Raw genomic sequence first — 26,027 nt, forward strand, 5'->3', positions numbered from 1 at the left:
CTCTGCTTTCGTTCATCGAACTGGCGTCGCAAAGCGGGCTAGCTGTCGAGCGAATGCTATTGCTGCGCAGGCAGCTGCAAGTTGACCGAAATCAAGACGAGTTGTGGCAGCGCGCCTAGCCTTCATGCTCCATTGAAGGAGGCTGGCATGAAGGCAGTCATTCAAGCAGGCGGCAAGGGCACGCGCTTGATGCCCTACACATCCGTTCTTCCGAAGCCGCTCATGCCGATAGGGGCGCGGCCAGTTCTCGAGCTCCTGCTTAGATGGCTTCGCCGCAACAACATCGAGGACGTCTACATCACGACGGGCTACCTCGGTCACCTGATCCGCAGCTTCTGTGGCGACGGTCAGCAGTGGGGCCTCAAGATCACCTACTCACAAGAGGTCGAGCCGCTGGGCACCGTTGGGTCGCTGACGCTGCTGCGGGAGCATCTGGACGGCACCTTTCTGATGTTGAACGGTGACGTTCTGACCGACCTCAACCTTCCAGCCTTCGGGTTGGCGCACCGCAAGCATGGCGGCCCGCTGACGATCGCCACGACGGTCCGATCCACCCGTATGGATTTCGGTATCATCGAAGATCTGGAAAACCGCATCACGAGTTTCACGGAGAAGCCCACGCTGTCCAACAGCGTGAGCATGGGCGTCTATTGCATGGAGCCCGATGTCATCAAGTACATCCCCGCGGGCATCCCCTTCGGCCTCGATGACCTGGCGCTTTGCTTGCTCGAGAAAGACGTTCCCATCCACGTCTTCAAGCATCAGGGGCTTTGGCTCGACATCGGACGCGTCGAGGACTTCCACAACGCGCAGGACATCAAGTGGGAAGAGCGGGCGCCTTCGCTGCTCGCAGTGGCCAGCTAACGCCACAACTCCGCACGACGTCCGAAACACTCGTCAGGAAAGCAGCGTACATGAAAGCAGAGCCCACGCTTCTCGTCTCGGAGCCCATCCTCGGATCGCAAGAAAAGGCCGCTCTCGCCGATGTCATCGACAGCGGCTGGATCACAATGGGCGAGCGGGTGAGCAGTTTCGAGCGCGCTTTCGCCGAGGCGCACGCAGCCGACGATGCTGTTTCGGTGAGTTCCTGCACAGCCGGGCTGCATCTCATCCTGCATGCTCTTGGGATCGGCCCGGGCGACGAGGTTCTCGTTCCGGCCCTCACCTTCGTGGCGACGGCGAATTGCGTGCTCTATGTCGGCGGCACGCCGATTTTCGTGGACATCGAGTCTTCGGCGCAGCCGCTGATGTCCATCCAGGACGCTGCCGCCAAATGCACGCCCCGGACGAAAGCCGTGATCCTCGTTCATTTCGCAGGATACATGGTCGATCCCGAGCCATGGCAGGCCTTCGCGCGTGAGCGGGGCCTGATGCTGATCGAGGACGCCGCTCATGCCTCCGGGCTTCCGGGCGCCGGTGCAATCGGCGACGCCGCGGCGTTCAGCTTCTACGGAAACAAGAACATGACGACGGCGGAAGGCGGGGTGGTCCTCGCCCGCGATGCCTCCCTGCTCGACACCATCCGGCGTGCGCGAGGGCATGGGCTGACGAGCGGCACCTTCCAGCGGCGCTCCAGCCGGACGCCGATCTACGATGTGACGATGCTCGGCTTCAACTACCGGCTCGACGAGTTGAGGGCCGCCATCGGCCTCGTCCAGCTCGGCCACCTTAAAGAGTGGAATGCGAAACGGAAGATCCTGGCGGAGTCCTATCGGCGGCGCATTGGTGAGAATTGCCCCAGCGTCGCCATCCCTTTCGAAGCGCGGCGACCTTCCGTCCATCACATCATGCCGGTGGTGCTGCCGGCTTCCTCCGACCGTCAGGATGTGATCGATCACTTACGTGCGAAGGGCATCCAGACCACGATCCACTATCCGGCAATCCATCGTCTTTCCTTCTATCGCGGCCTCTATCCAGACGTGAATCTTCCCCGGACCGAGGCCTTCACCGATCATGAGCTTACGCTGCCGTTGCACCCGCGCATGGGGCTCGATGATGTCGAAAGAGTTACATCGGCACTTGCGGACGCGCTTGGCGAGCGCGTTCCGCCCGCAGCGTTCGTAATGCGAGACAAAAGCAAGCACGCCAACCTCGCAAGTGGCTGAGGAGTTCCTTCACATGAACGGACAAGGCTTCTTGGGACTGCCGGTCGCCGAAACGGCGCAAACGTGGCTCAGGCGAGCCGCCGATATTCTGCTAGCCGGCGCTGCGTTGTTTTTGCTGGCGCCGCTCATGCTGCTCATAACGATCGCCATATGGCTGGAATCCGGGCAGCCAACGCTGTTCTGTCAAACTCGACTTGGACAGGGCGGCCGGCGTTTTCGTATGTACAAGTTCAGGAAGTTCCATGCAGACGCCGGCCAGGCAGGCTGCCCGTTGACGCTTGAGCAGGACCCCCGGATGACCCAGGTCGGGCGCCTGCTTATGAAGACGAAGCTCGACGAGTTGCCGCAGTTCTGGAACGTGATCAAGGGCGACATGGCGATCGTCGGACCACGGCCGGAGAGCCTTGCTTTCGCGGATTGCTTCCATAACGGCTGGGAAGAGTTGCTCAGATACAAGCCCGGCCTCGTCGGCCCGTGCCAGATCATATTCCGGAACGAGGCCGCCGCCTTCCCGAAAGGTGCCGACGTCAACGAGTTCTATCGCACCGTCGTGTTTCCGCTGAAGGCGCGCATCGACCTTGACTACTTCCGCAGCAGAAGCCTGGCATCGGATGTCGTGATCATGATCAGGAGCTTCCTGGCGATCTGCGGCTGGGCCTCGGTCGCGAGCGCAGGCCTCAGGCAAGTCGAACGCCGCGCCTGAGCCAGTGCAAGCCTAGAATATCTAGTCCAGGAGGTCATGCCATGTCCTATGATGGTGCAAAGGTGCTTGTGACGGGCGCCGACGGCTTCATCGGCTCGCATCTCACCGAGGCGCTCGTGAATTGCGGCGCCAGGGTCACGGCTTTAACCCTCTACAACTCCTTCGACAGCCATGGCTGGCTGGACGAAATCCCGGAGGCGACCAAAGCCCGGCTCGATCTCGTCCGCGGCGATGTCCGCGACGCTGCCTTCATCTCGCGCGTCGTGCCGGGTCAAGACATCATCTTCCATCTCGCAGCGCTGATCGCCATCCCGCACTCCTACGCCGCCGCGCAGACTTATGTCGAAACGAATATCCTCGGAACCCTGAACATCCTCGAAGCTGCCCGCCAGAGTGGGACGGAGCGGATCGTCCATACCTCGACGAGTGAGGTGTATGGAACGGCGTTGAAGATGCCGATCTCGGAAGAGCACCCGTTGCAGGGCCAATCTCCCTATTCGGCATCCAAGATCGGTGCCGACATGATGTCGGAAGCTTTTGCCCGGTCATTCGGGTTGCCTGTCGTGACGCTGCGTCCTTTCAATACATTTGGTCCGCGGCAGAGCGAGCGGGCGATCATTCCGACGCTCATCCGGCAGGCTCTGGATCCGAACTGCGACGCCATACGGGTCGGCGACACGACGCCGGTGCGCGACCTCACCTTCGTGGAGGACACCGTAGCTGCCTTTTTGATGGCGGGATCATCCCCGGATCTGGAGTTCGGCCGAGCTTACAATGCTGGAAGCCAGCGCGGCGTGACAGTGGCCAACCTGATCGACCTGGTGCTCGAACTCTCCGGCACTTCCAAACCGGTGGTCCAAGAGGGCGTCCGGATGCGACCTGCCAACTCGGAAGTGCGTGCGCTTCTGGCGGACTGCAGCCGCTTCGCGGCGGTTACGGGCTGGCAGCCACGGACCGGCCTGCGCGAGGGCATCGGGCGCACCACCGAATGGTGGCGGACCCGCCTCGCGATGGGCCGGGTGCGCTCGCAGAGCAATTTCATGACCTGATCTCGCCGCCCTGCCTGGACCGCCGCGCGGCACCGGCTCCAGAACCGATACGAGGCTCTCGATGGGACATCCATCTGCGCGCAAGGGCTGGGCAGCGACACTGCTCATGGCCGGCATGGCTTTGCTCTGGACGCATGGAGCTTGCCGCGCTGAATATCTGCTCTCTCCCGGCGACGTGGTCGAAATCGCCGTCGCGCCAATGCCGGAGCTGCGGCAGCGTATGCCGGTGCAGCCCGACGGAACCATCATCATCCCGATGCTAGGGGCAGTGATGGCGGCAGGATCGGCCCCGCAGGTGCTGCAGGACCGGGTCGAGACAGCCTTCGCAGCGAAAATCCTCCGCCAGCGAATGCCCGACGGGCGCGAGCGGATCGTGTTGCTTCAGCCTGGCGATGTCACCACGGCAGTCGTCGAGTACCGGCCCATCTACGTGAGCGGCGACGTGCTCAACCCGGGGCAGTACGCCTATCGGCCACAGATGACGGCGCGCCATGCCATTGCTCTCTCAGGCGGCCCGAGCACAGTACGGGGCCGTCCCGGGCAGTCAGGCGTCGAGATCGCGGAGGCGGAGCGCGAATACCGAACGGCGACAAGCGCGCTGGCCAAGGAGCATGTTGTCTCCTGGCGGCTTGCCGCGGAACTCGATGGATCCGAAACGATCAAGGAACAGCCCCTCGGGTACCTGTCCATATCGGCCGCTTCGCTTGCCGACTTTCTGCGCGTCGAGACCCGTTACCTGCAGGTTCGCCTCAAGGAAACCAAGAGCGAGCGGGCCTATCTGGAGAGTATGGTGCGACAGGCCGGCGAGCAGATCGAGACTCTCACCACGCAGGTGCAGGGGGAGCAGAGCGGCCTCCAAGCCGACATGGCAGAGCTTGAACGCGTGAACAAACTCTTCGGCACCGGCAGCTTGCCGAGCCCGCGCGTCACGGATAGTCGCCGGGCCGTCCTGCTGTCGTCGACCCGGCGCCTTCAGACGATTGCCAACCTGACCCAGGTCAAGCAACAGCGGGATGAACTGCTTTGGCGCCTGGACAAGGTCGACACCCAAAGGCGCATCGACGTGCTACGCGAAAGCAGGGAATCGCAGCTGCGTATGACCGAGCTGAGAGCGCGGCTCGACGGCGCGACAGAGAAGCTTCGTGTGCTTGGGCAGATGGTCGTCCTCGAGACGGGCGCCAACGTCGCGCGGCCGGGCGTCACGATCATCCGTAAAGCTCGAACGAACTGGGATCGCATTCCCGCGTCCGAGGACACGGAGCTGATGCCGGGCGACACCGTCGAAGTCGTGTTCCGGCGTGAGGATGCTTCGACGGCAGCGGTGCAGTGAACCCACTCCGGAGACCTTTTCTTCACGCGAACCGGTGTCCGCTGCGCTCGAAAATGCTCTCGCGATGACATGGCTTCGGTCGCACTGATCCACCGGTGCGACAAAGCAAAGCCGGCGTCAGTCGCTGTGAACCGCCTCCGGGAAACCCGGCGCGGTTCAGATCTCCTCTCAGAGCATGCTTGGCTGCCGGCCGCACGCACATGGGCGCCTGCCTTTACTGGATCGGGCGCTCCCTGGTGCGAGCCTCGTTCGCTATGTCAAGCATTGCCTCAAGCTGGGCGAGCGTCGCTGGCGAGAAGATCAAATTCATGATCTGGCCGCCGGACATCTCAAGGCTGATCATCGTTTCGCCTCGAGGGGTGGCCGTTATCGCGACCGCCTGGACATCGACGACATCAAGGTCGATCTCCGGCAACAAGATCTGCTTCTGCCCCATTAGTCCCCTACCGTCGTGGGGGCCCCACTGCGTCAGAGATGCGCTTTCCGATCTCGTGCTTTTCGGCCGTGCCGTCGGCTTCGAGTTGTGCTTCCCGACTTCCGGACACTATTGGCAGAACCTTTCAGCGAATTGATCCTCATCAAGACTGCGAAGCCCGGCCGACGTAGGGTTTCGATCGCAGCGAGAGGAGGCCGGCGATGAAAGCTGTCATCCAAGCAGGTGCCCGGCGCAAGCGGCTGATGCCCATCAGCGCCAAGCCTGTGCTGGAGTTCCTGCTGCGCTGGCTACGACGATACAACGTCGACGCCATGAACCGGGAAGCGGGCAAGAGCGCGCGCGTCTTTGTGGCCCGCCACCATGACTTGGCGGCTCACCTCGGCTACCTGCCCGTCGCCGTGGACATGCCCCGCCGCCGTGCATCGCGCGGAACCAGCGGGCCGCCTCGGGAGGTTACGCGGTGACGGCCCGAACGGCGCGGCAATCGCTCGTGCATGTCGCGTCCTGGGTCGGCGGTGCCGGTCTCCTGTCGCTCGTTGCCCTCGCGCTCCTGATCTTGAGGAACCCATCCGTCCCCGTAATGCTCATCGGCTTGGCCGTCGTGGCGACGATCGGCCTGCTGCTGCTGCGAAACCCGCTTGCCGCGCTCCTGCTCGCCGCGTTCGTGCTCCTGCTGCCGCCAGGGGACCTTCGGGTGGAGGGGATCTACATGCTCGCCAGCAACGGCACGGTCGTCGCAGCTCTTGGGATCTGGCTCGTCCGGGCGCTGAGCGGGAACGAGACGGTCAAATGGAACCCCACTTGCCTTCTCCTCGCGCTGTACATCGCATGGGGGCTCGTGACGCTGCTCTGGGCGCCGGATCTCGTCGAAGGTCGCCGCAAGCTGATCGCCTGGACGTTCAGCTTTATCCTGCTGTTTTTGATCTGCAACGAGGTGAGATCGCTGCCGGCAGTAGACCGCTTCATGCGGATGTTGAGCTTGATGGGCTGGCTCATGATCCTTTGCGGGATTTATACGGCCCTGTTCACCGATTTCGTGTTTGGAACCAGACTGAAAAGTTTCAACATGAATGAGAATACCTTGGGCGTCATGCTGATCATGGCACTTCCCGGGGTCATCTGGCCGGTGATGCGAAGTGACGGGCCTCGCCGGAGGTCCATGCTCATCCTGGCAATAACCTACATGCTTTGCGCCGTGGCGTTGATCGCACTCAGCGGATCGCGAGGAGGCGCGATCTCGGTCGGCCTCCTGTTGCTGATGCTGCTGTTCTTCAGACCCGCGCGGAAATGGGCCGTCGGCGGCGTCGCGCTCATTCTCTGCCTGTTCCTCTTCGCCCCGTTCCTCTTCGACACCCTCATTCAAAGGGCTGTCGAAGGAGATGGCGGCGAGCTCGGCGGACGGTCTGTCTTGTGGGAAGCAAGCCTTCTGTTCATGCGCGACCATCTGCTGACCGGAGCCGGCATCGGCAACGGCCCCTTCAGGCTGCACCCCTACATCGCGTCGCTGACCAGCGAGGTCAATCACCGCACGGATCTGCCCAGCCACCAGCCGTTTCTCGAGGTCGGTGTGGACACGGGTCTGGTCGGGCTGATCATCTACGTCTGCATGATCGGATCCGCGATACGGAGTTTCGTGCGCTCCCGCTCCTGTTGGTTGCTCTCTCCCTCCTGTCCGGACGGATACTACTTGACCGTGATCGGAGCCACGGCGGCGTACGGGTCCACATGGCTCAAGGCGGGAGGGTTGGAAAATCACGCCAGCCTCATCGTGATACTCGCCCTGCTCCTGATCCCGTCCTTAGTGCAGGAGGCCGACGATCGAAGCGCACAGGAGGGCGGCCCCTGGCTGTCGAAGCGTCGTCATGACCGCGGCTAGCGAGGGGGCGATGAACGCGCGCGCAGCCGCCCCGCCGCGTGACGAGGCCAGCGGGCGGTTCGTCGTCAACGTCGGCAGCAGCCTCGTTTACATCGTGCTGAACACCGGCATCATGTTCTGGTACATCCCTTTCCTGCTGAAGCATCTCGGGGTTGCGGCCTACGGGATGGTTCCCCTGTCGTCCTCCTTGGTCATGTTCGCGATGATCGTATGCGAGGGGGTGAACGGTGCGATCTACCGCAACCTGGCGATCGATCTGAACCGTGGAAATCTGCCCGCCGCGCAAAGGACGTTCAACAGTGCCGTGATGCTGACGATCGCGGTCAGTTGCTTCCTGCTGGTTCCGATGGCCCCGGCGGTTTGGCTCTTTCCCCAACTCTTCGAGGTGCCGCCGGACCTCGAGGGCGCGGCGCGGTTCCTGCTCGCGGGCTCCTTCTTCACCGCCCTGACATTCCTCGTCGGAAGCCCTTTCGACGCATCGAGCCTGATCACTCACCGGTTCGACGTCCGCAACGCCATTCGGTCCGCGGTTGCCTTGAGCAGGGTCGGGGTCGTGGCCCTGTGCTTCCTTGTCTGGCCGGCGAGCCTCCTGCACGTCGGCCTCGGCCTGATCGCCTCCGCCCTCCTCGGCCTGGGCAGTTGCGTGATCGCGTGGCGACGGCTGACCCCGCAGTTGCACCTGCATCTCGCAGATGTGGATCCCCACCACTTCCGGCCGCTGTTGAATTTCGGCGCCTGGTCGGCGGTGAACACGGCCGGAATGCTGCTGCTCATGCAGGTCGACCTCCTCATCGTGAACGCATTGTTCGGTTCAACCATGACCGGTCGTTACGGCGCATTGCTTGCTTTCGCGGTGCTCATGCACACGCTGGCCGAGGTGGTCACACCGATTTTCAGCCCGATGATCATGGCCCGCTACGCCATCGGCGATGTCACGGGTGTGCGCAGACTGCTGGAATCCGCCGTCGGCTTTCTCGCCTTCGGGCTGGCCTTGCCGGTCGGGCTCCTCTGCGGACTCGGCCGGCCGCTCCTGTCGCTGTGGCTCGGGCCGGATTTCGCCGAACTCGACACGCTCCTGGCAGTCCTCGTGGCTCATCTGGCGGTGAATCTGGCGGGCCGGCCGATCGGTTACCTCCTCACCGCGCACAACAAGGTGAAGCAGCAAGGTTTGGTGACGCTGGCGCTTGGCGTCGTGAACATTGGGCTGGCGGTCGCGCTCGCCCTCTGGGCCAATTGGGGCGTCCTCGGCGTCGCGGCGGCAACCGCGATCGTTTGGACCTTGAAGAACACGCTCATCCTTCCGGTATACGCCGCACGCGTGCTTGGCTTGGACTGGTGGGCGTTCCTGCCCCGGCTCGCGGGTGGAGCTGCGGCGGTGCTCGGGATAGCGCTGGCTTGCAGGGCACTTGCCGCCGAATGGCCACCGCTCGATTGGATCAGTCTCGCGGCGATGGCCGGCGCGATATCGGCACTATACTTGATCATACTCATAGGTTTCATCATCCGCCCCGACGATCGCAAGCTGATCTCGCGGCTCATACTTCGGAGGGCACATGATTAACTGGCGCCGCCCCATGCTGAAGTTCTACGACGAGCGCGTCATGAACCGCCCGATCCCGCGATGCCGCACCTTGATCTCGGACTTTTATGCCCTGCCCCGCGAAGCGCGGCGAAACCTGCGGGATCAGCGTCTGACGCAACTGCTCAGGCACGCAGCGCGACACGTGCCGCACTACCGAAAGTTACTGGTCGATCGGGAGATCGCGCGTGGTGACGTCATTGATCTCGCCAGCTTCGGGAAGGTGCCACCGCTAACGAGGAGCTTCCTGCAGAACTCCCCTGAGAGTTTGAAGAGCGACGACTTGAGCTCGAGACATTCGTACAAGAACAGTTCCGGGGGAAGTTCGGGAGAGCCCGTCGCCGTGATCCAGGACCAGGATTACAACGCGATGGGTATCGCCATGACCGAGACGTATCACGGCTGGGTCGGAAGGGACGCCGGCGAGTCCCTGGTCAAGCTTTGGGGGTCCGATCGGGACGTGGTGTCCGGTACTCTGGGGTGGCGCAACAAGCTCAGCGGCTTCGTTCGCAACCAGAAATGGGCGAACTCGTTCAAGATGAGCGAGACGGCGATGTTGCGCTATCTGGATTGGATTCGGCAATACCGTCCCGTTCTCATCGAGGCATACGCGGACAGCGCCTTCGAACTTGCTCGCTTCGCAAATGCCCGCGAGACCAGGGTCTCCGGCGTGAGACACGTCATTACCAGCGCGGGCACGCTGCACCCGTTCATGAGGGAGGAGATTTCGCGCGCGTTCGGCTGTCCGACGCTGAACAGATACGGGTGTCGCGAAGTTGGCGACATTGCCGGTGAGCGGACAGAGAACGGTGGCCTGGAGGTGTTTGACTACTGCAACCTCGTCGAGGTCGTGAAGCCTGACGGTCAGCCCTGCCAGGAAGGGGAAGAGGGCGAGGTCCTCGTCACCAATCTCACGAATTTCGCGATGCCGCTCATCAGGTACAGACTCGGGGATCGCGCCGTGGTCGGCAAATTCTCCGACGGTCCCTTGCCGTTCGTCGAACAATTGCAGACGGTGTCGGGACGCCAGACGGACGCGTTTATCTTGAGGGATGGAACGGCCGTATCGGGAATCTTCTTCGTTTATTTTCTCACAGTCTTTCACGAGGCCGGTTGGCTTCTCAAGACGCAGATCGTCCAGCGCGACTACGACGACGTCGTCGTCAAGATGGTCGTGAAGACGGCTCCGGCGCAATCCGCTTTGGACGAGATCGCCACCTCGCTTCGGATTTTGCTGGGCCAGTCGTGCAACATCAGTTTCGAGACGCTGCAGGAAATTCCCCCTCTGAAATCCGGAAAGCACAGCTACGTCGTTTCACTCGTAAAGCGACCATAGAAGGTGATCGCCCGGACAACCCAGGTCATGTAGATCTGTATCTGGAGCCATTGAAAAAGGCTGTCTTCGCGCGGCTCTCTTGATCCTGGTCGCGATTGGGGATCGGCCAGCTGGACATGGGTAAGAACCGACCGCTGTTTCACTCGCCCGGCAGCGCACTGGGCAGGCGGGCTTATGGAACAGCGGTCGGTTTTTGGGATGCCACAGCACAGGTGACGCCCTGACGCACTTACGCGACAGCGCCCTGTAAACGGGACTGCGCTCGCCGATGCTGAGCTGGTCCTGCCGCATAATGGCGGCACCAGGCTTCCAGCATCAGCAGGCGCCACAGCAGCAGGCCGAAATCCCGGCTCCGCCCCGAGCTGTGCAGATCAAGTATCCGCTCCACCCCTCTCAGGCTCCAGAACCCCCGCTCTCTGCTGTCGCGGTCGAGAAGCCTTTCCCTGACCATGGCGCGGCCGGCCGGTTCGCGAAACCAGTCGCCCAGGGGAACGCCGAAGCCCCGCTTCGGGCTTCGGCCGGTAACCTCCGGGAGAAATCGGGCGGCGAGAGCCCTTAGAGGCAGCTTCCCCTGGGAGTGATCCAGCAGGCATGCACGGGGCAGGCGCGCGGCCCATTCGACGATGCGGACATCGAGGAGCGGCGACCGAACCTCGATCGAATGAGCCATCGATGCCCGGTCGACCTTCACCAGCACATCGTCGGGGAGATAGAGGCTATAATCGAGTTTCTGCTGGCGCGCCGTCAGCGGAGCGCCGCGGCTCATCCGCCATCTCTCCCATACCGGGCTGCTGGCGTTCCGCAGAAGCGGCTGCAGATCCGGGTGAATGCAATGGTCCATCATCGGATCGTCAGGCAGCTCGTCGAAAACCGCCGCCGCTCCCCAATCCGGCAAGCTGAGCTTGGAAAGCTGGTAGCGGGCGAGCGACGCCTGCGGCAAAAGGCGGCTCGCCGCACCCAGCGCGAGGCCGAAACGGCCGGCTGCTCGGATCAAACCTTCCCGGCGGGCGCTCTCGACATAGCGGCGATAGCCGCCGAACGCCTCGTCGCCGCCGTCTCCGGAGAGAAACACCGTCGCATGGCTCGCCGCCGCCTCGCAGAGCGTGAAGCTCGGCAAGGCGGACGGGTCGCCGAAGGGTTCGTCGAAGAGCCAGGCCAGCCGGTCGATATCGCTGAGCCCGCCGGCGCGTTGCGGGATCACGCGGTGCTCAAGCCCGGCATGGGCCGCGGTTGTGCGAGCGAGCGCACTTTCGTCCCATTGCTCTTCCGCGAAGCCGACGGTCAGAGCGAGCGGGGCTTGTCCCGTCTTCGCCGCCATGGCTGCGACCAGGCCGCTATCGATTCCGCCCGACAAGAAAACACCGACGGGAACGTCGCTGCGGAGCCGAATGCGGACCGCGTCGAAGAGCAAACTCTCGAGTTCATCCAGTTCGGCGGGGCTGGCGCTTCGCCGAGCGGGATCGTCGTTGAGGGTCAGGTCCCAATAGGGTGCCAGCGATGCCGCATGGGGCCGGTCGAGCGAGCCTGCGAGGACATGGCCCGGCGGCAGCTTCCGGTATCCCTCGAAAATGCAGGTTTCGCCCGGCAGGTAGCCGAGCGCGAGATACTGCGCCACCGCGGAACGGTCGATCTCCCGGGGCGCGTCAGGACAGGCCAGCAAGCCCTTCAGTTCCGAGGCGAACCGCAGGTGGCCTTCCTGATCCCAGTAGTAGAGGGGTTTTACGCCCAGCCGGTCACGGGCAAGCATGAAGCTCCGCTGCTTCGTGTCCACAAAGGCCAGTGCGAACATGCCGTTCAGAAGCGGCAACGCGCCCGCCCCGAGGCGCATGAGCAGCCGCAGCAGCACCTCCGTGTCGGATCCGCTCTGGAACGCCTCGCCTGCGCGCTCGAGCTCGCGGCGCAGCTCGAGATAGTTGTAGATCTCGCCGTTGAACGCCAGCCAGCAGCTCCCGTCAGGGCTTCGCATCGGCTGATGCCCAAGGGGGCTGAGATCCAGGATGCTGAGGCGGCGGAAGCCGAGGCTCCAGCCGTCTCCCCCCTCGATTCCAAGATCGTCAGGACCGCGATGTTGCAGGGGCACAGTCATTGCGGCGGTCAGCTCGGGGCCTGCCGCTTGTGCCGGTCCGAACCAGCCGCAAATGCCGCACATCGTTTCTGTTTCGCCTTGCTCGCCTGCACGCCGCCGGGATGGAAGCGCATCGACGCCAGCCATGGACCCGAGCGGGTCAAGCCTGTCTGGCGTCAACCGAGTAGGCGCTATCGGCAGCAAACTGAATATGACGCGCGTCAACTCGGCTCGGAGGTCATTCGTTTATCAACTGACCCGCGCAGATAGCCGCCTCGCAATCACGGAGCCGAGTGCTCCGATGCAGAGGACAGCAGGAGCGCATGAAGACGCAGGCTTAGGCCAGAGGACGACTTCCCGCATGGCGCCGGGGGAAGCGGGCCCGGGTCCGGGACGTGGTCGGGAGACGTGCTCGATGCAACCTTCGTTAAAGGGGCAGAGCCTGCGGTGGTGCTTTTTCTCGCCTGGCCGCCGTTCGATCGACGTGCTCGGTGGCGATTCACGGACCTCTGGCGGGGCCGAGGCCCAGGTGGCCCATCTCGCAGCTGCGATGGCAGAGCTCGGCCATAAGGTGAGCCTGATCTACGGCGACGGAAGCCAGCGCTGCCCACCAACGGAACTTGCCTCCGTCACCTGCATCGACGCCGCGCCACGATGGCTGAAACCTTCGAGCATCGCAGCGTTCTGGCGCGTGCTGAGGGAAATTTCGCCAGATGTGATCTATGCGCGGCTGCCGAGCGATTTTCTGGCGCTGCAAGGGCTGCTTGGCCGTTTCGACGGGCGAGCGCGCTTCATTTACGCGCTTGCTCACGACGACCACAGCCGACCCTGGCAGGCCTATTCCTACAGGCGTTGGCTGCACGCTCCGCTTTACGCCCTAGGCCTTCACAGTGCTGAGGCGATCCTGGCGCAGCATGAGGGGCAGCGAGCTCGACTTGCCCACCGTTTGCAGGGCCGGACGATTTGCGTGCCGAATCTGGTGCGGTCCTTCGCCTCTGTCCCGAGAGATTTCGAGGGCACGTCGATCGACGCCATTTGGGTCGCTCAGATCCGCCCGGAGAAACGTCTCGAGAGATTCCTCGACCTTGCGGCTTCGACGCCGGATCTCTCATGCAGCGTCGTCGGCGGGTTCGATCCGACGTTGCCCGCAGCCTCCCGTGTCGAGCTCGAGCAACGGATTCAGTCGTTGAGCAACGTCACCTATCGGGGGCCGCAGCCGGCGGATGTCGTGCTGTCGCTGCTCGCTCGCAGCAAGGTCCTCGTGAACACCTCGAGCGGAGAAGGCTTTCCGAATTCGATGCTGGAGGCGTGGAGTCTGGGAGTGCCAGTCGTTTCGCTTGCAGTGGATCCTGGCGGCATCATTGAGCAGCAAGATATCGGCCTTCTCAGCGGAGGCGATGTCGAACTGCGCAACGACGTGCGGCTGCTGACGCGGCGTGGGTCGCTGAATGATCGGATCGGCGTCCGCGCGTTAGCCTATGTAAAGGGCCGGCACAGCCTCGAAGCTGTCTGCGCCGCTCTCTCGCCGGCGATCTTCGGGTCTCCCGTCACAGCCGGCGCCCATCGCGCTGAACATTCCAGAGAAGCCCTGTCATGATGCTGGGAAGCCTTCTCAGCGCGGCAGGCCGTCCCGGCACCGCTGCCGCCGCACGCCCCGGTGCCCCGAGGGCGGTCGCAGTCCTTATCGGGCAGCTTTCGCAAGGCGGCAGCGAAAGGCAGCTCTACATGTTCCTGGCCCACTGCGACCGCACGCGCTGGACGCCTACCGTCTACGTCTCCGGACAACTGGGTTTCTGGGAAGCTCCCATCCGGGCCCTGGGCATTCCCGTCGTACTGCTGGCCGGGGGTCGAATAGCCAAAATGGCGCAATTGCGCGCCGCCTGCGTGGCGCAGGGCGCGACATGCTTTTTCTCCTGGTCTTCGTACACCAACGCCTTCGGTCTGGCCCTCACTGGGACGGGTATTCAGCGCGTCGGATCTTTCCGCAATGCGTTGTTCGCCGACCTGCCCACGCGCCTCCGATCGGTCTGGGCTTGGGCCAGCCTCGCTGGCGTCTCCACGGCCATATGCAATTCCCGCGACACCTTCGAGCAGCTTTCGAGCCACAGAACCGTGTGTCCCAAAGCAGCTTACGTGCCGAACGGGGTCGAGACCCCAAGCCCGAGCGAGGTTGCTGCGTTGCGCGCGCAATGGCGGGGCCGGCTTGGTCTTCAAGAGGACACCGTCCTTATCGTGGGGGTCGGTCGGCTCGCGAGCCAGAAGCGCTTCGACCGCTTTCTCGACATCATCGACAAAGTCAAAACGGATGGCCCGGTGCAGGCTGTCATCGCCGGCGAGAACCTCGGCTGCCGTGGCGATCTCGAACGCCAGATCGAAGCTCTGGGCCTTCAGAACATCGTACGCCTCGTCGGCGCGGTGCCGGATGCCCGCGAACTGATCTGCGCCGCCGACATCTTTCTTCTCACGTCCGATTACGAGGGCACGCCGAATGTCGTCCTGGAGGCGATGGCAGCCGGAAAGCCCTGCGTGGCGACCCGCGTCAATGGAGTCGGCGAGTTGATCGAGGATGGCGCAACCGGGTTCACAGCGACGCAGGATACGACGGAGCTGGCGCAGCACGTTTCCCGTCTCGTTGCCGATCCGGAGCTGCGCCGACGCGTGGGTCAGGCAGCCTGCGCAGCCGTCGAGGAGGCGCGAAGTCCAGTCGAAATCGCACGCGAGCTTTGGTCATTCTGTGAGCAACCCACCTGAGACCTTGAAGCCAATGCATGTCGCCTTCTTTGTCGACCAAGTATTCTGGCGCGAGGGGCCTGTCCTCTCGACCGAGGAGTCGTTCATCCTCTTCCCGGCGAGCTTCGCTGGCTTCGTCGACCAGATCACTTTCATTGGACGCGAGGCGCCGACCCCTGGGCGGGCTCCTTACGTCCTGGACGGCTCCAACTTCTCTCTATGCGCGCTGCCATTCTATCCCAACCTGTACCGGCTCTGGCGGGCCGACCCCCGCATGTATCGTCGGATTCGCGAATCCGTGCGTGAGCAGTCCAAGAACTGGGATGTGCTCGTCATCTGCGGCCCCCACCCTATTGGCCAGCTGGTCGCCCGAATATGCATCGCTCAAGGCATCCCGGTTGTCCTGATGGTGCGCCAGAACCTCATCGAGCAAATGAGCGCCCACCGCGGGTTGGAGCGTCACGCCGCGATGCTCGCCGCCCACCTTCTCGAATGGGATTTCAAGCGGTTGGCCCGCGACCGGACGGTCTTTGCGGTCGGCGAGGAGATGACGAAGGCCTACAGCCGCTTCTGCAACCGCGCGCACAATCACTTTCCCTGCCTCGTCGACCGTGCACAGTTCGAGATGTTCTCGCAGATGTCCGCGGGATCCGATCCCAAGCGCCTCATCAAGGTCTGCCGGTTGGCTCCGGAGAAGGGACATCGGTTCCTGTTCGAGGCCATGGCGCAGCTCAACCAGCGCGGCCTGCGCTGCCATGTCGATCTCGTCGGCACAGGGGCCATGGACCAGGAGCTCCGGGAATTGGCTTCAAAACTCGGCGTTGCGTCGCAGGTGACGTTTCACGGCTATGTTCCCTACGGTCGGCCGCTCTTCGACCTCTACGAGAAGGCGGGAGCCATGGTCCTGTCCTCCACAACCGAGGGTTTCCCGCAGGTCATCAACGAGGCCTTGTCCATCGGCCTTCCAACGGTCGCGACGACAGTGGGGGGAATTCCCTCGTTTCTCACGGACGGAGAAACCGCTCTGCTGGTGCCTCCGCGGGACGTCCCTGCGTTGGCCGGGGCGATCGAGAAGATGGTGCGCGCGCCAGAGCTTCGTGAGCGCCTGCGACGAAACGGGCGTGCGCTGATGCAAGACAACATCCTTGAAGTGAATCGGGCCCGTGTTCTCGGGGGTGTTCATGACGAGATCGCTCGCCGCCGAGCATAACTATCGCTGCGCAATCGGTGACCACCCGAGCACAGCTCCACCGTGTCGCCCGACGGTCAGCGTTATCGTGCCCGTCTACAACGAGATCGATTGCCTTGACCGGCTCGTGGCAGACTTGCTCGCCCAAGATTACGAGCGGATTGTCGAATTCTGGTTCGCGGATGGTTGCTCGCAGGACGGGACCTACGAGGCTCTGCTGCGGCTCAGCGACGTGGATGACAGGGTCCGTGTGATTAGGAACCCGAAACGCGGACCGGCGGCCGGCATAAACTTGGCGCTGGAGCGGGCGACGGGGGACATCGTAAACCGGCTGGACGCGCATGCGCGCTATGACCCCGATGTCGTGACAAACAGCGTCGAGGCGCTGCTGGCAACGGGCGCCGGAGGCGTGGGCGCCATCGCACGCCCCTCTGCCGGCAGGACACTGATCGGCCGTGCCATCGTCGCCGCGCATAAGAGCCCTTTCGGAGTAGGCGTCGCGAAATTCCGCCGGGACGGCGCGGAAGGCTGGGCCGACGCGATTTGGAACGGCTGCTATTGGAAGCACATCGTGGATCGCGTGGGGCTGCTGCGGGAAGATCTGCATCGCGCCGAGGATAACGACTTCAACGCGCGCATTCAGGGTTTGGGGTATGGCCTCTACCTGTCGCCCGCAATACGGGCCTGGTACCTGCCGCGGCAAACTCTGAGGTCGCTCTGGAGGCAGTATTTCGCCAACGGCATCGGGGTGGTCAGAGCTGCCCGGGAGAGGCCAGATGCCGTTAGCTGGCGGCATTTCGCTCCGCTTGCGCTGGTCCTCACATTGAGCTGTGCCGCCCTGATCACAATTGCGTGGTCGGGGGGGCTTCCTGGTCTGATTGCTTTGCTGGCTTACCTGGGCGTTCTGGCTTTCGCCACCCTTCTCGCGGCGGCACGAGAACGCGGCGCGCATCTGCTGCTCCTCCCTGTGGCGCTGGCTACGCTTCACTTCAGCTATGGGTTTGGATCCCTCTGGGCCCTTGTGGCGAGCCCCTTGGCCGCGCTCTTTAAGCGATCTCGCCTCGTTTAACACTGTGTTAAGATCTCACATGCATGATTCGCGGTAGCGATCGGGCAGAGACCCCTTCATCGTCGCGCACTGACGAACTACGACGTTCGCCTTAGTCCGAGGGCTTACGCCTCGAGCGTAAGGTCTAATCCTTCTGCGTGATTGGCAGGGTTGAGAGAACGAATACCTTGGTTGCGATCAAGGGATCGCAACATGCTTCAGATCGCTACAGCTTCTCATTCGCTGCTGGAGGAACGCTCGCCAAGCGCGAGGGATATCCGCCACAGAGTGCTTGCTCGCAACGCCGTCCTCTTCTGGCAGGACGAACGACAGCCGCAAGCCATCGAGATTGTCGAGGGCACCGTTCGGGCCGCGCGTCTCTGGAGCGATGGTTCGCGCCAAATCCTGGCATTCTTTTGGCCCGGCGACATTATCCAGGCCGCGGCTCTGCAACGCTATACTGCGGAGGCCGTCACGCGCTGCGTGCTGAGGCCGCGCAGTCATGAGGAGGCCGGCGCTTTGGAGCCGTCGGGCACGGACCAGGCGCTTCAGGCGTCCATCTGCCTCCTTGCTGCCACCGGCAAGAAGAGCGCCACGAGCCGAATGGCGTGGTTCCTGCTCCAGATCTACGAACACCTTCCGCAGGATCCGCGGCGCGCGGAGGCGCTCCGTTTCACAATTCCCCGCAATGACGTCGCTGATTACTTGGGGATGTCGATGGAAACCGCGTGCCGAACACTAGCGGCATTCCGGGCGCGCGGTTTGATCGATCTTCCGACCCGGAAAACCATTTGCTACCGAGACATGGCGCAGCTCGCTCGGGTCGCTCAGTCACCCAAATGGGAAGATGCCGAAGCCTGAAGGCAATGGCCGTCCGCTTGCGACAATTCCAAAAATTTGTGGTATATGAGCGTCATAATAGGTCGAGGGGCATGTGCTGATCCGACGGCGCGGCAGACGCCAGGGAGCCAGGCACGACAATGTGGCGTATCCTGTTAGCCGATGACCATGGGATTTATCGCAAGGGCCTTCACCTGGCCCTTCAGCGCGCATTTCCCGATGCCGATCTCCTGACAGCGGACTCGCTTCCGACAATCCTGTCCACAGTCGAGGAGAATCCAGACCTCGATCTTCTTATTATCGACCTGCATATGCCGCGCCGCATTCCGGTCGAGGGCCTCAGCGACTTGAGCGCAAACTGCCGGAACATCCATCTGGTCGCGCTGTCCGCGTCCGAAGCAGCGACTGACATTCTGGAATGCCTTGCCTGCGGATTTCACGGATATATTTCAAAGCTTCAGACTGACGAGGAAATCATTGCGGGCATAGAGGACGTCCTTGCCGGAAAAATCTATGTCACGCCGCGCCTGGCCCTCACGAAGGGACTTTCTTCATGGCGCGAGATGGTAAAGGTGACCGAGTCCAGTCGCTCGCAACTCATCCGCCTGACGAACCGCCAACGGGATGTCCTCGCCCTACTGGCGCGGGGTAAGTCCAACAAGGAAATTGCGCGCGAACTCGCCATCGCGGAGGCGACTGTCAAGATCCATGCGGCGGCGGTCATCCGTGTGCTTGGAGCCACGAACAGGGCCTCCGCGGCGCTGTTTGCTCAACAGTGGCTTGAAAGGAAGGAGTAAGGGCCGTGATCGGGAGCCCCCATTCCGACGGAGTGCGGAGCCTACAAGTCCAGAGCTGTGGTGAGGACATACTCCAAGCCTTCCGGCGAAAGTCCGAGCGTCGAGGTCCCGCCGGTGATCGCTTTGCCGTCATCACATAAAATTGAGGTTCCGAACCCGCGTTTGCAGCTTCCCGTCGCTTGAGGCCCGTCCCGTTCAAGCCATTGCAGGCACAGGCTCGCGCGGGTGCTGTCAATAGGTTGAATGCTCCAACGGACCAGCACCTTCCCTGTCGGGCAGCTCAAGGCTCCATGCTTGACGGCATTTGTCGTGAGTTCGTGAATGATTATCGAGATCGACTGCGCAAGCCCACTACGGAGCCCAACCAACGGCCCGACCAAGTCAAACTGATTGGAGCGGCAATACGGAGAAAGCTCGAGGCGGACGAGCTCCTCCAACGAGCAATGATCCACGCCCATTCGCGTGGATACATCAGCGTTTGCGATAGCGCGAAGGCGCCCTTCCAACGCATCGCATAATTCTGCCACTGTCGCGCTACTTTCCGCTGTCAGCTTGATGATAGACAAAACTAACGGCACGAAATTGTCGAGCCGATGCCGAAGCTCCTTGTTATCGAGACTAAGAAAATAGAATTGATCAATAAGCTCTTCCACAGATCCAGGGTTGCAAGAATTCATCAATTCTCCATTACATTTAGAGATAACTTGGTATAACATAGAAAATGAATTAAATAGCTTATTTGATCGTGGTGAACTTGTATTCAAACTCGATAATTTCGAGTGAACTCTGACCGAGGCCTGTCTTTTTGCTATTACAGGCTTCGATTTATCTCTTGATGGACTTGAGCCCATGCGAGATCCTCGGCTGATGAATGTAGCCTGCACCAATAATATCTGATTTCGGTCAATAAAACAATTCTAAGGGGCAGTTAGGTTAACTCGCCGCTGCGCGGTTGGTTTCACTCGTAGCCCCAACGCGCCGACGCCGGTGGATCCCGGCTTTGGACCCTGGAGGATTTGCCCAATGGTGTCTCGCCGCAGTTTTCTCCTCAACGCTGGTAGCCTCGCTGCCTCAGGGCTTTATGGATTAGAGGCATTCGGCCAAGCTTCGGCAGTGAGCCGTAACGCTTCAAGTGCGTCTACCCCGAGCCAGGCAAACGGAACCTGCCGTACGTTCTACGTCGCGCCCACCGGCGAGGACGGCGACTATCCGGAGCGGGGCACGATCCAGCGTCCGTTCGCCACGCTTCCTCACGCCTTCGCCCATGCCTACGGCGGCGATACGATCCTGCTGCGAGGGGGAGAATACGGCTTCGACGGTGCCGCCGAAGGATGGCTTCTCGCTGGTCGCGACGGAGAGCCGGGACGCCCGATCGTCATCGAGAACTATCCCGGCGAGTCTCCCGTGATCGACGGAGCCGCAATGAGGCCCCCGACAGAACGGTATCAGGCGTGGCCTTCGCGCAAATCAGCGGGCGGGTTTGCGCTTGTTATCATGGATGCTTCCCACCTGACCCTGCGCGGGCTCACCGTTCGCCATGGCCCGCTGGGCGGATGCTTCGTCAACGGCACCCATCACGACTTGTTGATTGAGCGCTGCGTCTTTCGCGACAATGGCTGGCTCAACGACGAGTATGGCACCGGCCTGGGCATCCTCGGGAAAGGCGATCACAACATCGTGCGCAATTGCGACTCCTTCGGCAATCACGGCGGAGGACCGGGCGCAACGGGCGGAAATGCCGATGGGATCTCGGTTTCGCTCAACGACAGCACCGGCACCATCGTCACCGGTAACCGCGCTTGGCGCAACACGGACGATGGCTTCGACTTCTACAACACCTCGAGGGCCAAGGACAGCCTCAGCACCTCGCCATGCCTTATCGATCAGAACTGGGCCTTCGAGAACGGATACAACTCCGACGGCTCGATCGGCCCTAACGAGACTGGCGACGGCTGCGGTTTCAAGCTGGGGGGGCGGCGCCCAGGCGCCACCGGATTCTATGGCGGCCACACGGTGACCCGGTGCCTTGCTTGGAACAACAAGACAAGCGGCTTTGATGACAACAGCTATAATGGCGGGCTGCAGCCGATGGCCATCTTCAACAATGTCTCCTTCAACAATGCGCGCGGTGAGGTTGGCTACGCCTTCATCATCCAGCGTAATGCGAGCACGGTGCTTCGGAACAATATAGCCTTCACAAAAGACGGAAGGCACGACTTCGATATCGCGCTTGAGTCTCAGTCGCACAATGCAAGCAACGGTGCGGCCTTAAGGTCCCTCTCGCCAACGAATTTCAGCGTGTCTTTGAACGACTTTCAGTCCATCGAAGATGCAATTGCGCGCGGTCCCCGCCAGGCGGACGGTTCCCTGCCACTCTCGGGCTTTTTGAGACTGGCGAAGGGGAGCAGGCTGATTGGCGCAGGAAGCCCACTCGGGCTGCCCCCCAACATGCCTTCGAACGGGGACGTTGTCAGTCTCGGGGCCTTCGAGGCGCCATAGCAACGGCCCAGCGCTTCCTGCTCTGCGCGGCTCGCGCCGCGAAGGGCGAGAAGCACAGTAGGGATCAGGAAAGCCACGACGACTGGCTGCGCGCCTGGAAGGGGCTCGGCCTCGCGTTCGGCGACGTCAACCCGAGGACAAAGAACAGCCTCGCCGAGGGCTTCCGCGACATTCGAAATCTCGTTTATCCGGGGGGCAACGAGCGAATCCCCTGCCCTGTTGACCTTCGATCACTCGCACGCGACGGCCGATGACACCCCTGTCATCGCATGTCCTGTCCAGGTTGGTGGGCCGGGCCGGATCAATTTGCGAGCGCCTATGCGATTGAAATACTGACCTAATTCTCAATTACTCATCCTTGGCTATCTGATCCTTAAGCGGCTTGATGATGGACTGGAGCGCCGCCTGCACCTTGCTGACCAATGAGGACGTGCTGGCAGTCAAGGTTTTCCTCTTCTCGCCAGACCCGTTAGGCCGCAAAACAAGCCGAACGCCTTCGCCCTCCCGTATGCCGAGCGCGTGTTGCAGGTGAAAGCCGCCCGTCAACGGCCAAGCGCGACCGCTTCCCATGACGGTCATCGCTCACGCACTGTGACTGTATTTCCGCTTCTCCTTTCATAAATCGCCCCGAAACGCCGGTATCTCAAAGTCGTTCGTACCGAGATAATGAGCAGGACACCGCTATGGGGTTGCCCTGCATCGTTGCCTGTCGCTCCTATGCATGTACTCTTGGCACACTGAGGATCGTAACGATGACGATTGAACGAGCCGAAAGCCTCGACCGTCGCGATTTTATGATCGCGGCAACGGTCGGTGCGGCCGTAGCGCTGAAGGCGGAGCAGGCACAGGCGCAATCCGCCGCGGTAGCGCCGACGGCTTCTCCCAGCGCAGGATCGGGCACCGTCTATACGGGCGATATCATCGACGGCAAGCGCGTGATCAGCGCCCTCGATGTCGCGGACCTCGCGCCCGGCAAGCACAGCTTCTACTTCCAGGGCGTGCAGATGCCGACGGGCCAGCATTGGTACGTGTCGGTGATGGTGGCCAAGGGCGCCGCCCCCGGCAAGCGGCTCGGACTGATCAGCGGCATTCACGGCGATGAGATGAGCCCGATGCACACCGTCCAGTCCGTGATGAGGCAGCTCGAACCGGCCGGGATGTCCGGAACGGTGCTGGCCGTGTTCGACGTCTCGCGCCCGGCGATCGAAGGGATGGAGCGGCGCTGGCCGAGTTCCGGGCGCGGGATCGACCTCATCGATATCAACCGGCTGTTTCCCGGCAATGAAAACGCCCCCGACGCACCGAGCCGCCATGCGGGCCTGGTGTTCAATCGGTTGCTCCGCGCGAATCTCGATTACGGCATCGACTTCCATACCGCCGCCACGGGAATGGACATGACCGCGTTCCATCTCGCGCGCATGGATCTGCCCGAGGTCAAGGCGATGGCCGAGCTCTACCCGATCGAGCAGATTTTCGACAATCCCGCCTACCCCGGACTCCTGGCAAATGCGCTGATCGCGGCGGGCATTCCGGCCTTCACGCCCGAGATCGGCCGGCCGCGCGTGTTCGATCACGAGATGATCGCGCTCTTCGTCGAAGGGACGATGAATGTCCTCAAGCATCACGGCATCGTCGCCGGGGCCATCGGCAGGACGGGCAAGGATTCGAACGTCTTCGTCGCCGACGGCATGCTGCCGATCGTCACGAACAGAGGCGGTTTCGTCGAGCTTCTGGTCAAGCTCAACGAGGCGGTCGAAGCCGGGCAGAAGGTCGCGGTCCAGCGCAACACCTTCGGAGAGGTGGTCGCGGAATATACGGCACCGCGCAGCGGCAAGGTCGGCGCCCGCAGGACCGACGCCACGGCCGAGGCCGGTACGCCGATCGTATTCATGCTGTTCGATAGTGCTCAAGCGGTCGGCGGCGACGTGGTCGTCGAATGAATCGCCACATGCCAGGTCGACGAGCAGGAGGAAGCCAATGCTGAGACTGGGCGAGAAATACGGCCATCTGGCGCGTCGTGCCGGCTGCGGCTGCTGCAATCCCGACCTTCACAAGGCCTCCCGCCGCCTCGCGGCGTTCTCGCGGCGTGGCCTGCTCGGCGGCGCGGCCGCCGCCACGGTCGCCGGCTTGCTGCCCCGCTCCGCCGGGGCGCAGACCTCCGCGCCGCCCAGCCGGATTCTGTTCCGCGAAGCCCGGCTCTTCGACAGCGTCTCGGGCCAGGTGAAAGAGCGCGCGCAGCTCCTGGTCGAGAACAACCGGATCGCGTCCGTCGATTTCAGCAATGCTCCGCCCCCCGGCGACGCCACCGTCATCGCCTGCCGCAACGGGGTTCTCCTTCCCGGCCTCATCGACGCACACTGGCATGCGATCTTCGCCGCCGTGCCGCTGAACATCCTGCTCAACGGCGATCCGGGCATCATCTTCGCCGCCTCGACCGCCGAGGCCAACCGCACCTTGCTGCGCGGCTTCACCACGATCCGCGACCTGGGCGGCCCGGTCTTCTCCTTCAAGCAGGCGATCGACAGCGGCGTCATTCCCGGCCCGCGCATCTTCCCCTCCGGGGCGCTGATCACCACCTCCGGCGGCCATGGCGACCTGCGCTTGCCGAGCGAGATCCCGCGTGACGGCGGCCGGCTGAGCAAGGGCGAGCTGATAGGAGGGGCCGCGATCGTCGACAGCCTCGGCGATCTCAAGATGCGGGTGCGCGAGCAGCTTCTCCAGGGCGCCTCGCAGATCAAGCTCATGGGCGGCGGCGGCGTCTCCTCGCCGCGCAGCCCGCTGGACATCCTGACCTTCAGCGAGGACGAGCTTCGCACGGCCGTCGCCGTGGCGCAGGACTGGAACACCTATGTGACTGTGCATGCCTACACCTCCCGCGCCATCCAGCGCTCGCTGGCGGCCGGCGTGACCTCGATCGAGCATGCGCATCTCATGGACGAGGGCACGGCGAGGATGATCGCGGAGAAGGGCGCGTGGCTGAGCACGCAGCCCTTCCTCAGCATGGAAGACGCGGACTCGCAGAGCGGGCCGGGCGTCGAGCGCGCCCAGCAGATCTTTGTGGGAACGCCCAAGATCTACAAATTCGCTCGTAGCCTCGGCATCAAGACCGCCTGGGGCTCCGATGTCCTGTTCTCGCCGGCCCTGACCCAGCGCCAGAACATCATGCTCACCCATCTGAGCAACTGGTACACCAACGCAGAAGCCCTGCAGATGGCGACCTCGGGAAACGCTGCGCTGCTGCATCTCTCCGGCCCCCGCAATCCTTACCCGGCGCCGATCGGCGTCCTCGCGGAGGGCGCCCTCGCCGACATCCTCGTCGTCAACGGCAACCCGCTCGACGACTTCAAGCTGCTCGAAGACCCGCACCGGAACTTCACCGTGATCATGAAGGACGGCCGGCTCCACAAGAACCTGTTGTGACGCAATCGAGTCGGCTCCGGAGCATGCGCTGTCGTGGTTTTCTCACAGGGTAGAGCCAAGACGCGCGAGCGCCATGGCGGGTTCAAACCACGCCGCTTCGAAAGGCAATGGAGGATGGGGCGCGTGAATGAGCATGGAGCATGTTCAAGGCCCGGTTCGCACCGCCATCTTCGGCAAGCGCTCCACCAGAGCCATGGCGGCCTGATGTTCAACCCGCCGGCCCCGGGCACGGTGAAACGGAGAGCCGGGAGCGAGCCCGAGTGTCCGACACGGTACGAAACGCGAAGCAAATGACGAGAGAATCCGAAACAGTCATCCTGCTTCATGGTCTCGCACGAAGCAGATCGTCACTTCTGCTCATCGAAAAGCTGCTTTCGGCTGTTGGCTACAACGTCATCAACGAAACCTACGATTCAACGGACCACGCGATAGAAGGCCTGCTGAGCCACGTCGAGAACGCCGCCCGAAGCTGCAACGTGGAGCGGATGCATTTCGTAACCCATTCGATGGGAGGCATCCTCCTGCGTGCCTGGCTACGGCAGAACCGTCCGCGCGAGCTCGGGCGCGTCGTGATGCTGGCCCCGCCCAATCACGGCTCGGAACTGGTGGATGGGCTCGGTCGCCTGCCGGCTTTCGAGCTGATCAACGGACCCGCCGGCCGACAGCTTGGAACGGATCCGGACAGCCTGCCCAACATCCTGCCCAAGGCAGATTACGAGCTGGGCATCATCGCTGGAACACTCTCGCTCAACCCGCTCCTGTCGCATTTCTTCGCCGGCCCGAACGACGGCAAGGTCTCCGTGGAGAGCACGAAGCTCGATGGCATGACCGATCACATCGTGCTGCCGGTGACCCACACCTTCATGATGAACAACCCGCTGGTCGTCGCCCAGGCCGTGACCTTCATCAGGACCGGGCGCTTCAACCACGATCTGACGATGTCGGAGCTCGCCCAAAACGTCGCAGCCTATCTTCAGGGCGAGAAAAGCGGCTTCTGAAGCCTTCGTTCGGCGCGCTCGGGCGCG

The 26,027-nt window shown here is 62.7% G+C and carries 22 protein-coding genes; 19 read left to right on the plus strand and 3 right to left on the minus strand.

From position 1 onward, the window contains the following. The first annotated feature begins 147 nt into the window (after positions 1 to 147). From ASE61_RS00320 to ASE61_RS00340, 5 genes are all read left to right on the plus strand, one after another. Positions 148 to 864, plus strand: coding sequence for a nucleotidyltransferase family protein (locus ASE61_RS00320; RefSeq protein WP_061963551.1), 717 nt, complete (start codon positions 148 to 150; stop codon positions 862 to 864). A gap of 50 nt (positions 865 to 914) precedes the next feature. After that, positions 915 to 2,105 (plus strand): DegT/DnrJ/EryC1/StrS family aminotransferase, encoded by a 1,191-nt coding sequence (locus ASE61_RS00325; protein WP_082616983.1) that lies wholly within the window; start codon positions 915 to 917, stop codon positions 2,103 to 2,105. A 13-nt stretch (positions 2,106 to 2,118) separates the two neighbouring features. After that, positions 2,119 to 2,808, plus strand: coding sequence for a sugar transferase (locus ASE61_RS00330; protein WP_061965433.1), 690 nt, complete (start codon positions 2,119 to 2,121; stop codon positions 2,806 to 2,808). 41 nt (positions 2,809 to 2,849) lie between these two features. Beyond that, positions 2,850 to 3,857, plus strand: a complete 1,008-nt coding sequence (locus ASE61_RS00335; protein WP_061963553.1) for an SDR family NAD(P)-dependent oxidoreductase — start codon at positions 2,850 to 2,852, stop codon at positions 3,855 to 3,857. A gap of 106 nt (positions 3,858 to 3,963) precedes the next feature. Beyond that, a complete protein-coding gene (locus ASE61_RS00340; RefSeq protein ID WP_061963555.1) occupies positions 3,964 to 5,187 on the plus strand; it encodes a polysaccharide biosynthesis/export family protein in 1,224 nt (407 codons plus the stop codon). 214 nt (positions 5,188 to 5,401) lie between these two features. On the opposite strand, the gene ASE61_RS00345 is transcribed toward ASE61_RS00340, so the two are convergent. Continuing rightward, positions 5,402 to 5,623, minus strand: coding sequence for a hypothetical protein (locus ASE61_RS00345; protein ID WP_061963557.1), 222 nt, complete (start codon positions 5,621 to 5,623; stop codon positions 5,402 to 5,404). 200 nt (positions 5,624 to 5,823) lie between these two features. Between ASE61_RS00345 and ASE61_RS00350 the strand changes: the two genes are divergently transcribed. From ASE61_RS00350 to ASE61_RS00365, 4 genes are read left to right on the plus strand one after another with little or no spacing between them, the layout of a single operon-like run. Further along, a complete protein-coding gene (locus ASE61_RS00350) occupies positions 5,824 to 6,087 on the plus strand; it encodes a hypothetical protein (RefSeq protein ID WP_061963559.1) in 264 nt (87 codons plus the stop codon). Beyond that, complete coding sequence (locus ASE61_RS00355; RefSeq protein WP_061963561.1) at positions 6,084 to 7,499, plus strand: O-antigen ligase family protein; 1,416 nt, start codon at positions 6,084 to 6,086, stop codon at positions 7,497 to 7,499. The genes ASE61_RS00350 and ASE61_RS00355 overlap by 4 nt, the downstream gene beginning before the upstream one ends. Before the next feature lie 10 nt (positions 7,500 to 7,509). Beyond that, positions 7,510 to 9,060 (plus strand): lipopolysaccharide biosynthesis protein, encoded by a 1,551-nt coding sequence (locus ASE61_RS00360; protein ID WP_162260040.1) that lies wholly within the window; start codon positions 7,510 to 7,512, stop codon positions 9,058 to 9,060. A gap of 13 nt (positions 9,061 to 9,073) precedes the next feature. Next, a complete protein-coding gene (locus tag ASE61_RS00365; RefSeq protein ID WP_061963565.1) occupies positions 9,074 to 10,414 on the plus strand; it encodes a phenylacetate--CoA ligase family protein in 1,341 nt (446 codons plus the stop codon). A 229-nt stretch (positions 10,415 to 10,643) separates the two neighbouring features. On the opposite strand, the gene asnB is transcribed toward ASE61_RS00365, so the two are convergent. After that, positions 10,644 to 12,626 carry an asparagine synthase (glutamine-hydrolyzing) gene (gene asnB, locus ASE61_RS00370; RefSeq protein WP_082616985.1) on the minus strand — a complete coding sequence of 661 codons (1,983 nt, stop codon included), beginning with the start codon at positions 12,624 to 12,626 and terminating at the stop codon, positions 10,644 to 10,646. Positions 12,627 to 12,894: 268 nt separating this feature from the next. On the opposite strand from asnB, the gene ASE61_RS26220 reads away from it, so the two are divergent. The 6 genes from ASE61_RS26220 to ASE61_RS00400 all read left to right on the plus strand — a co-directional run bounded on the left by ASE61_RS26220 (position 12,895) and on the right by ASE61_RS00400 (position 19,083). After that, positions 12,895 to 14,076 (plus strand): glycosyltransferase family 4 protein, encoded by a 1,182-nt coding sequence (locus ASE61_RS26220; RefSeq protein ID WP_061963569.1) that lies wholly within the window; start codon positions 12,895 to 12,897, stop codon positions 14,074 to 14,076. Beyond that, on the plus strand, positions 14,073 to 15,230 hold the full coding sequence (locus tag ASE61_RS00380; protein ID WP_061963573.1) for a glycosyltransferase: 1,158 nt from the start codon (positions 14,073 to 14,075) through the stop codon (positions 15,228 to 15,230). Before ASE61_RS26220 ends, ASE61_RS00380 begins: the two co-directional genes overlap by 4 nt. Before the next feature lie 13 nt (positions 15,231 to 15,243). Further along, positions 15,244 to 16,419, plus strand: a complete 1,176-nt coding sequence (locus tag ASE61_RS00385; protein ID WP_061963575.1) for a glycosyltransferase — start codon at positions 15,244 to 15,246, stop codon at positions 16,417 to 16,419. Further along, the gene (locus tag ASE61_RS00390; RefSeq protein ID WP_061963577.1) at positions 16,391 to 17,467 is read left to right on the plus strand and encodes a glycosyltransferase family 2 protein; all 1,077 of its coding nucleotides are present in this window, start codon (positions 16,391 to 16,393) and stop codon (positions 17,465 to 17,467) included. The genes ASE61_RS00385 and ASE61_RS00390 overlap by 29 nt, the downstream gene beginning before the upstream one ends. 192 nt (positions 17,468 to 17,659) lie before the next feature. Further along, on the plus strand, positions 17,660 to 18,307 hold the full coding sequence (locus tag ASE61_RS00395; RefSeq protein ID WP_061963579.1) for a helix-turn-helix domain-containing protein: 648 nt from the start codon (positions 17,660 to 17,662) through the stop codon (positions 18,305 to 18,307). Positions 18,308 to 18,426: 119 nt separating this feature from the next. Continuing rightward, positions 18,427 to 19,083: a LuxR C-terminal-related transcriptional regulator gene (locus tag ASE61_RS00400; RefSeq protein ID WP_061963580.1), complete on the plus strand. Its 657-nt coding sequence runs from the start codon at positions 18,427 to 18,429 to the stop codon at positions 19,081 to 19,083. Positions 19,084 to 19,124: 41 nt separating this feature from the next. Here the strand turns inward: ASE61_RS00400 and ASE61_RS00405 are convergent, their stop codons facing one another. Further along, positions 19,125 to 19,760 carry a sensor histidine kinase gene (locus ASE61_RS00405; RefSeq protein WP_162260041.1) on the minus strand — a complete coding sequence of 212 codons (636 nt, stop codon included), beginning with the start codon at positions 19,758 to 19,760 and terminating at the stop codon, positions 19,125 to 19,127. Between the two features lie 346 nt (positions 19,761 to 20,106). Here ASE61_RS00405 and ASE61_RS00410 point away from each other — a divergent pair, with 346 nt between their 5' ends. The 4 genes from ASE61_RS00410 to ASE61_RS00430 all read left to right on the plus strand — a co-directional run bounded on the left by ASE61_RS00410 (position 20,107) and on the right by ASE61_RS00430 (position 26,000). Further along, positions 20,107 to 21,582: a right-handed parallel beta-helix repeat-containing protein gene (locus ASE61_RS00410; protein WP_082616987.1), complete on the plus strand. Its 1,476-nt coding sequence runs from the start codon at positions 20,107 to 20,109 to the stop codon at positions 21,580 to 21,582. 752 nt (positions 21,583 to 22,334) lie between these two features. Further along, complete coding sequence (locus tag ASE61_RS00420; protein ID WP_061963589.1) at positions 22,335 to 23,522, plus strand: succinylglutamate desuccinylase/aspartoacylase family protein; 1,188 nt, start codon at positions 22,335 to 22,337, stop codon at positions 23,520 to 23,522. 37 nt (positions 23,523 to 23,559) lie between these two features. Next, positions 23,560 to 25,002: a metal-dependent hydrolase family protein gene (locus ASE61_RS00425; RefSeq protein WP_061963591.1), complete on the plus strand. Its 1,443-nt coding sequence runs from the start codon at positions 23,560 to 23,562 to the stop codon at positions 25,000 to 25,002. Between the two features lie 260 nt (positions 25,003 to 25,262). Continuing rightward, the gene (locus ASE61_RS00430; protein WP_244492677.1) at positions 25,263 to 26,000 is read left to right on the plus strand and encodes an alpha/beta hydrolase; all 738 of its coding nucleotides are present in this window, start codon (positions 25,263 to 25,265) and stop codon (positions 25,998 to 26,000) included. Positions 26,001 to 26,027: the final 27 nt, after the last annotated feature.

Origin of the sequence: Allobosea sp. Root670 (genome assembly GCF_001429415.1) — a bacterium.
GTDB lineage: Bacteria > Pseudomonadota > Alphaproteobacteria > Rhizobiales > Beijerinckiaceae > Allobosea > Allobosea robiniae.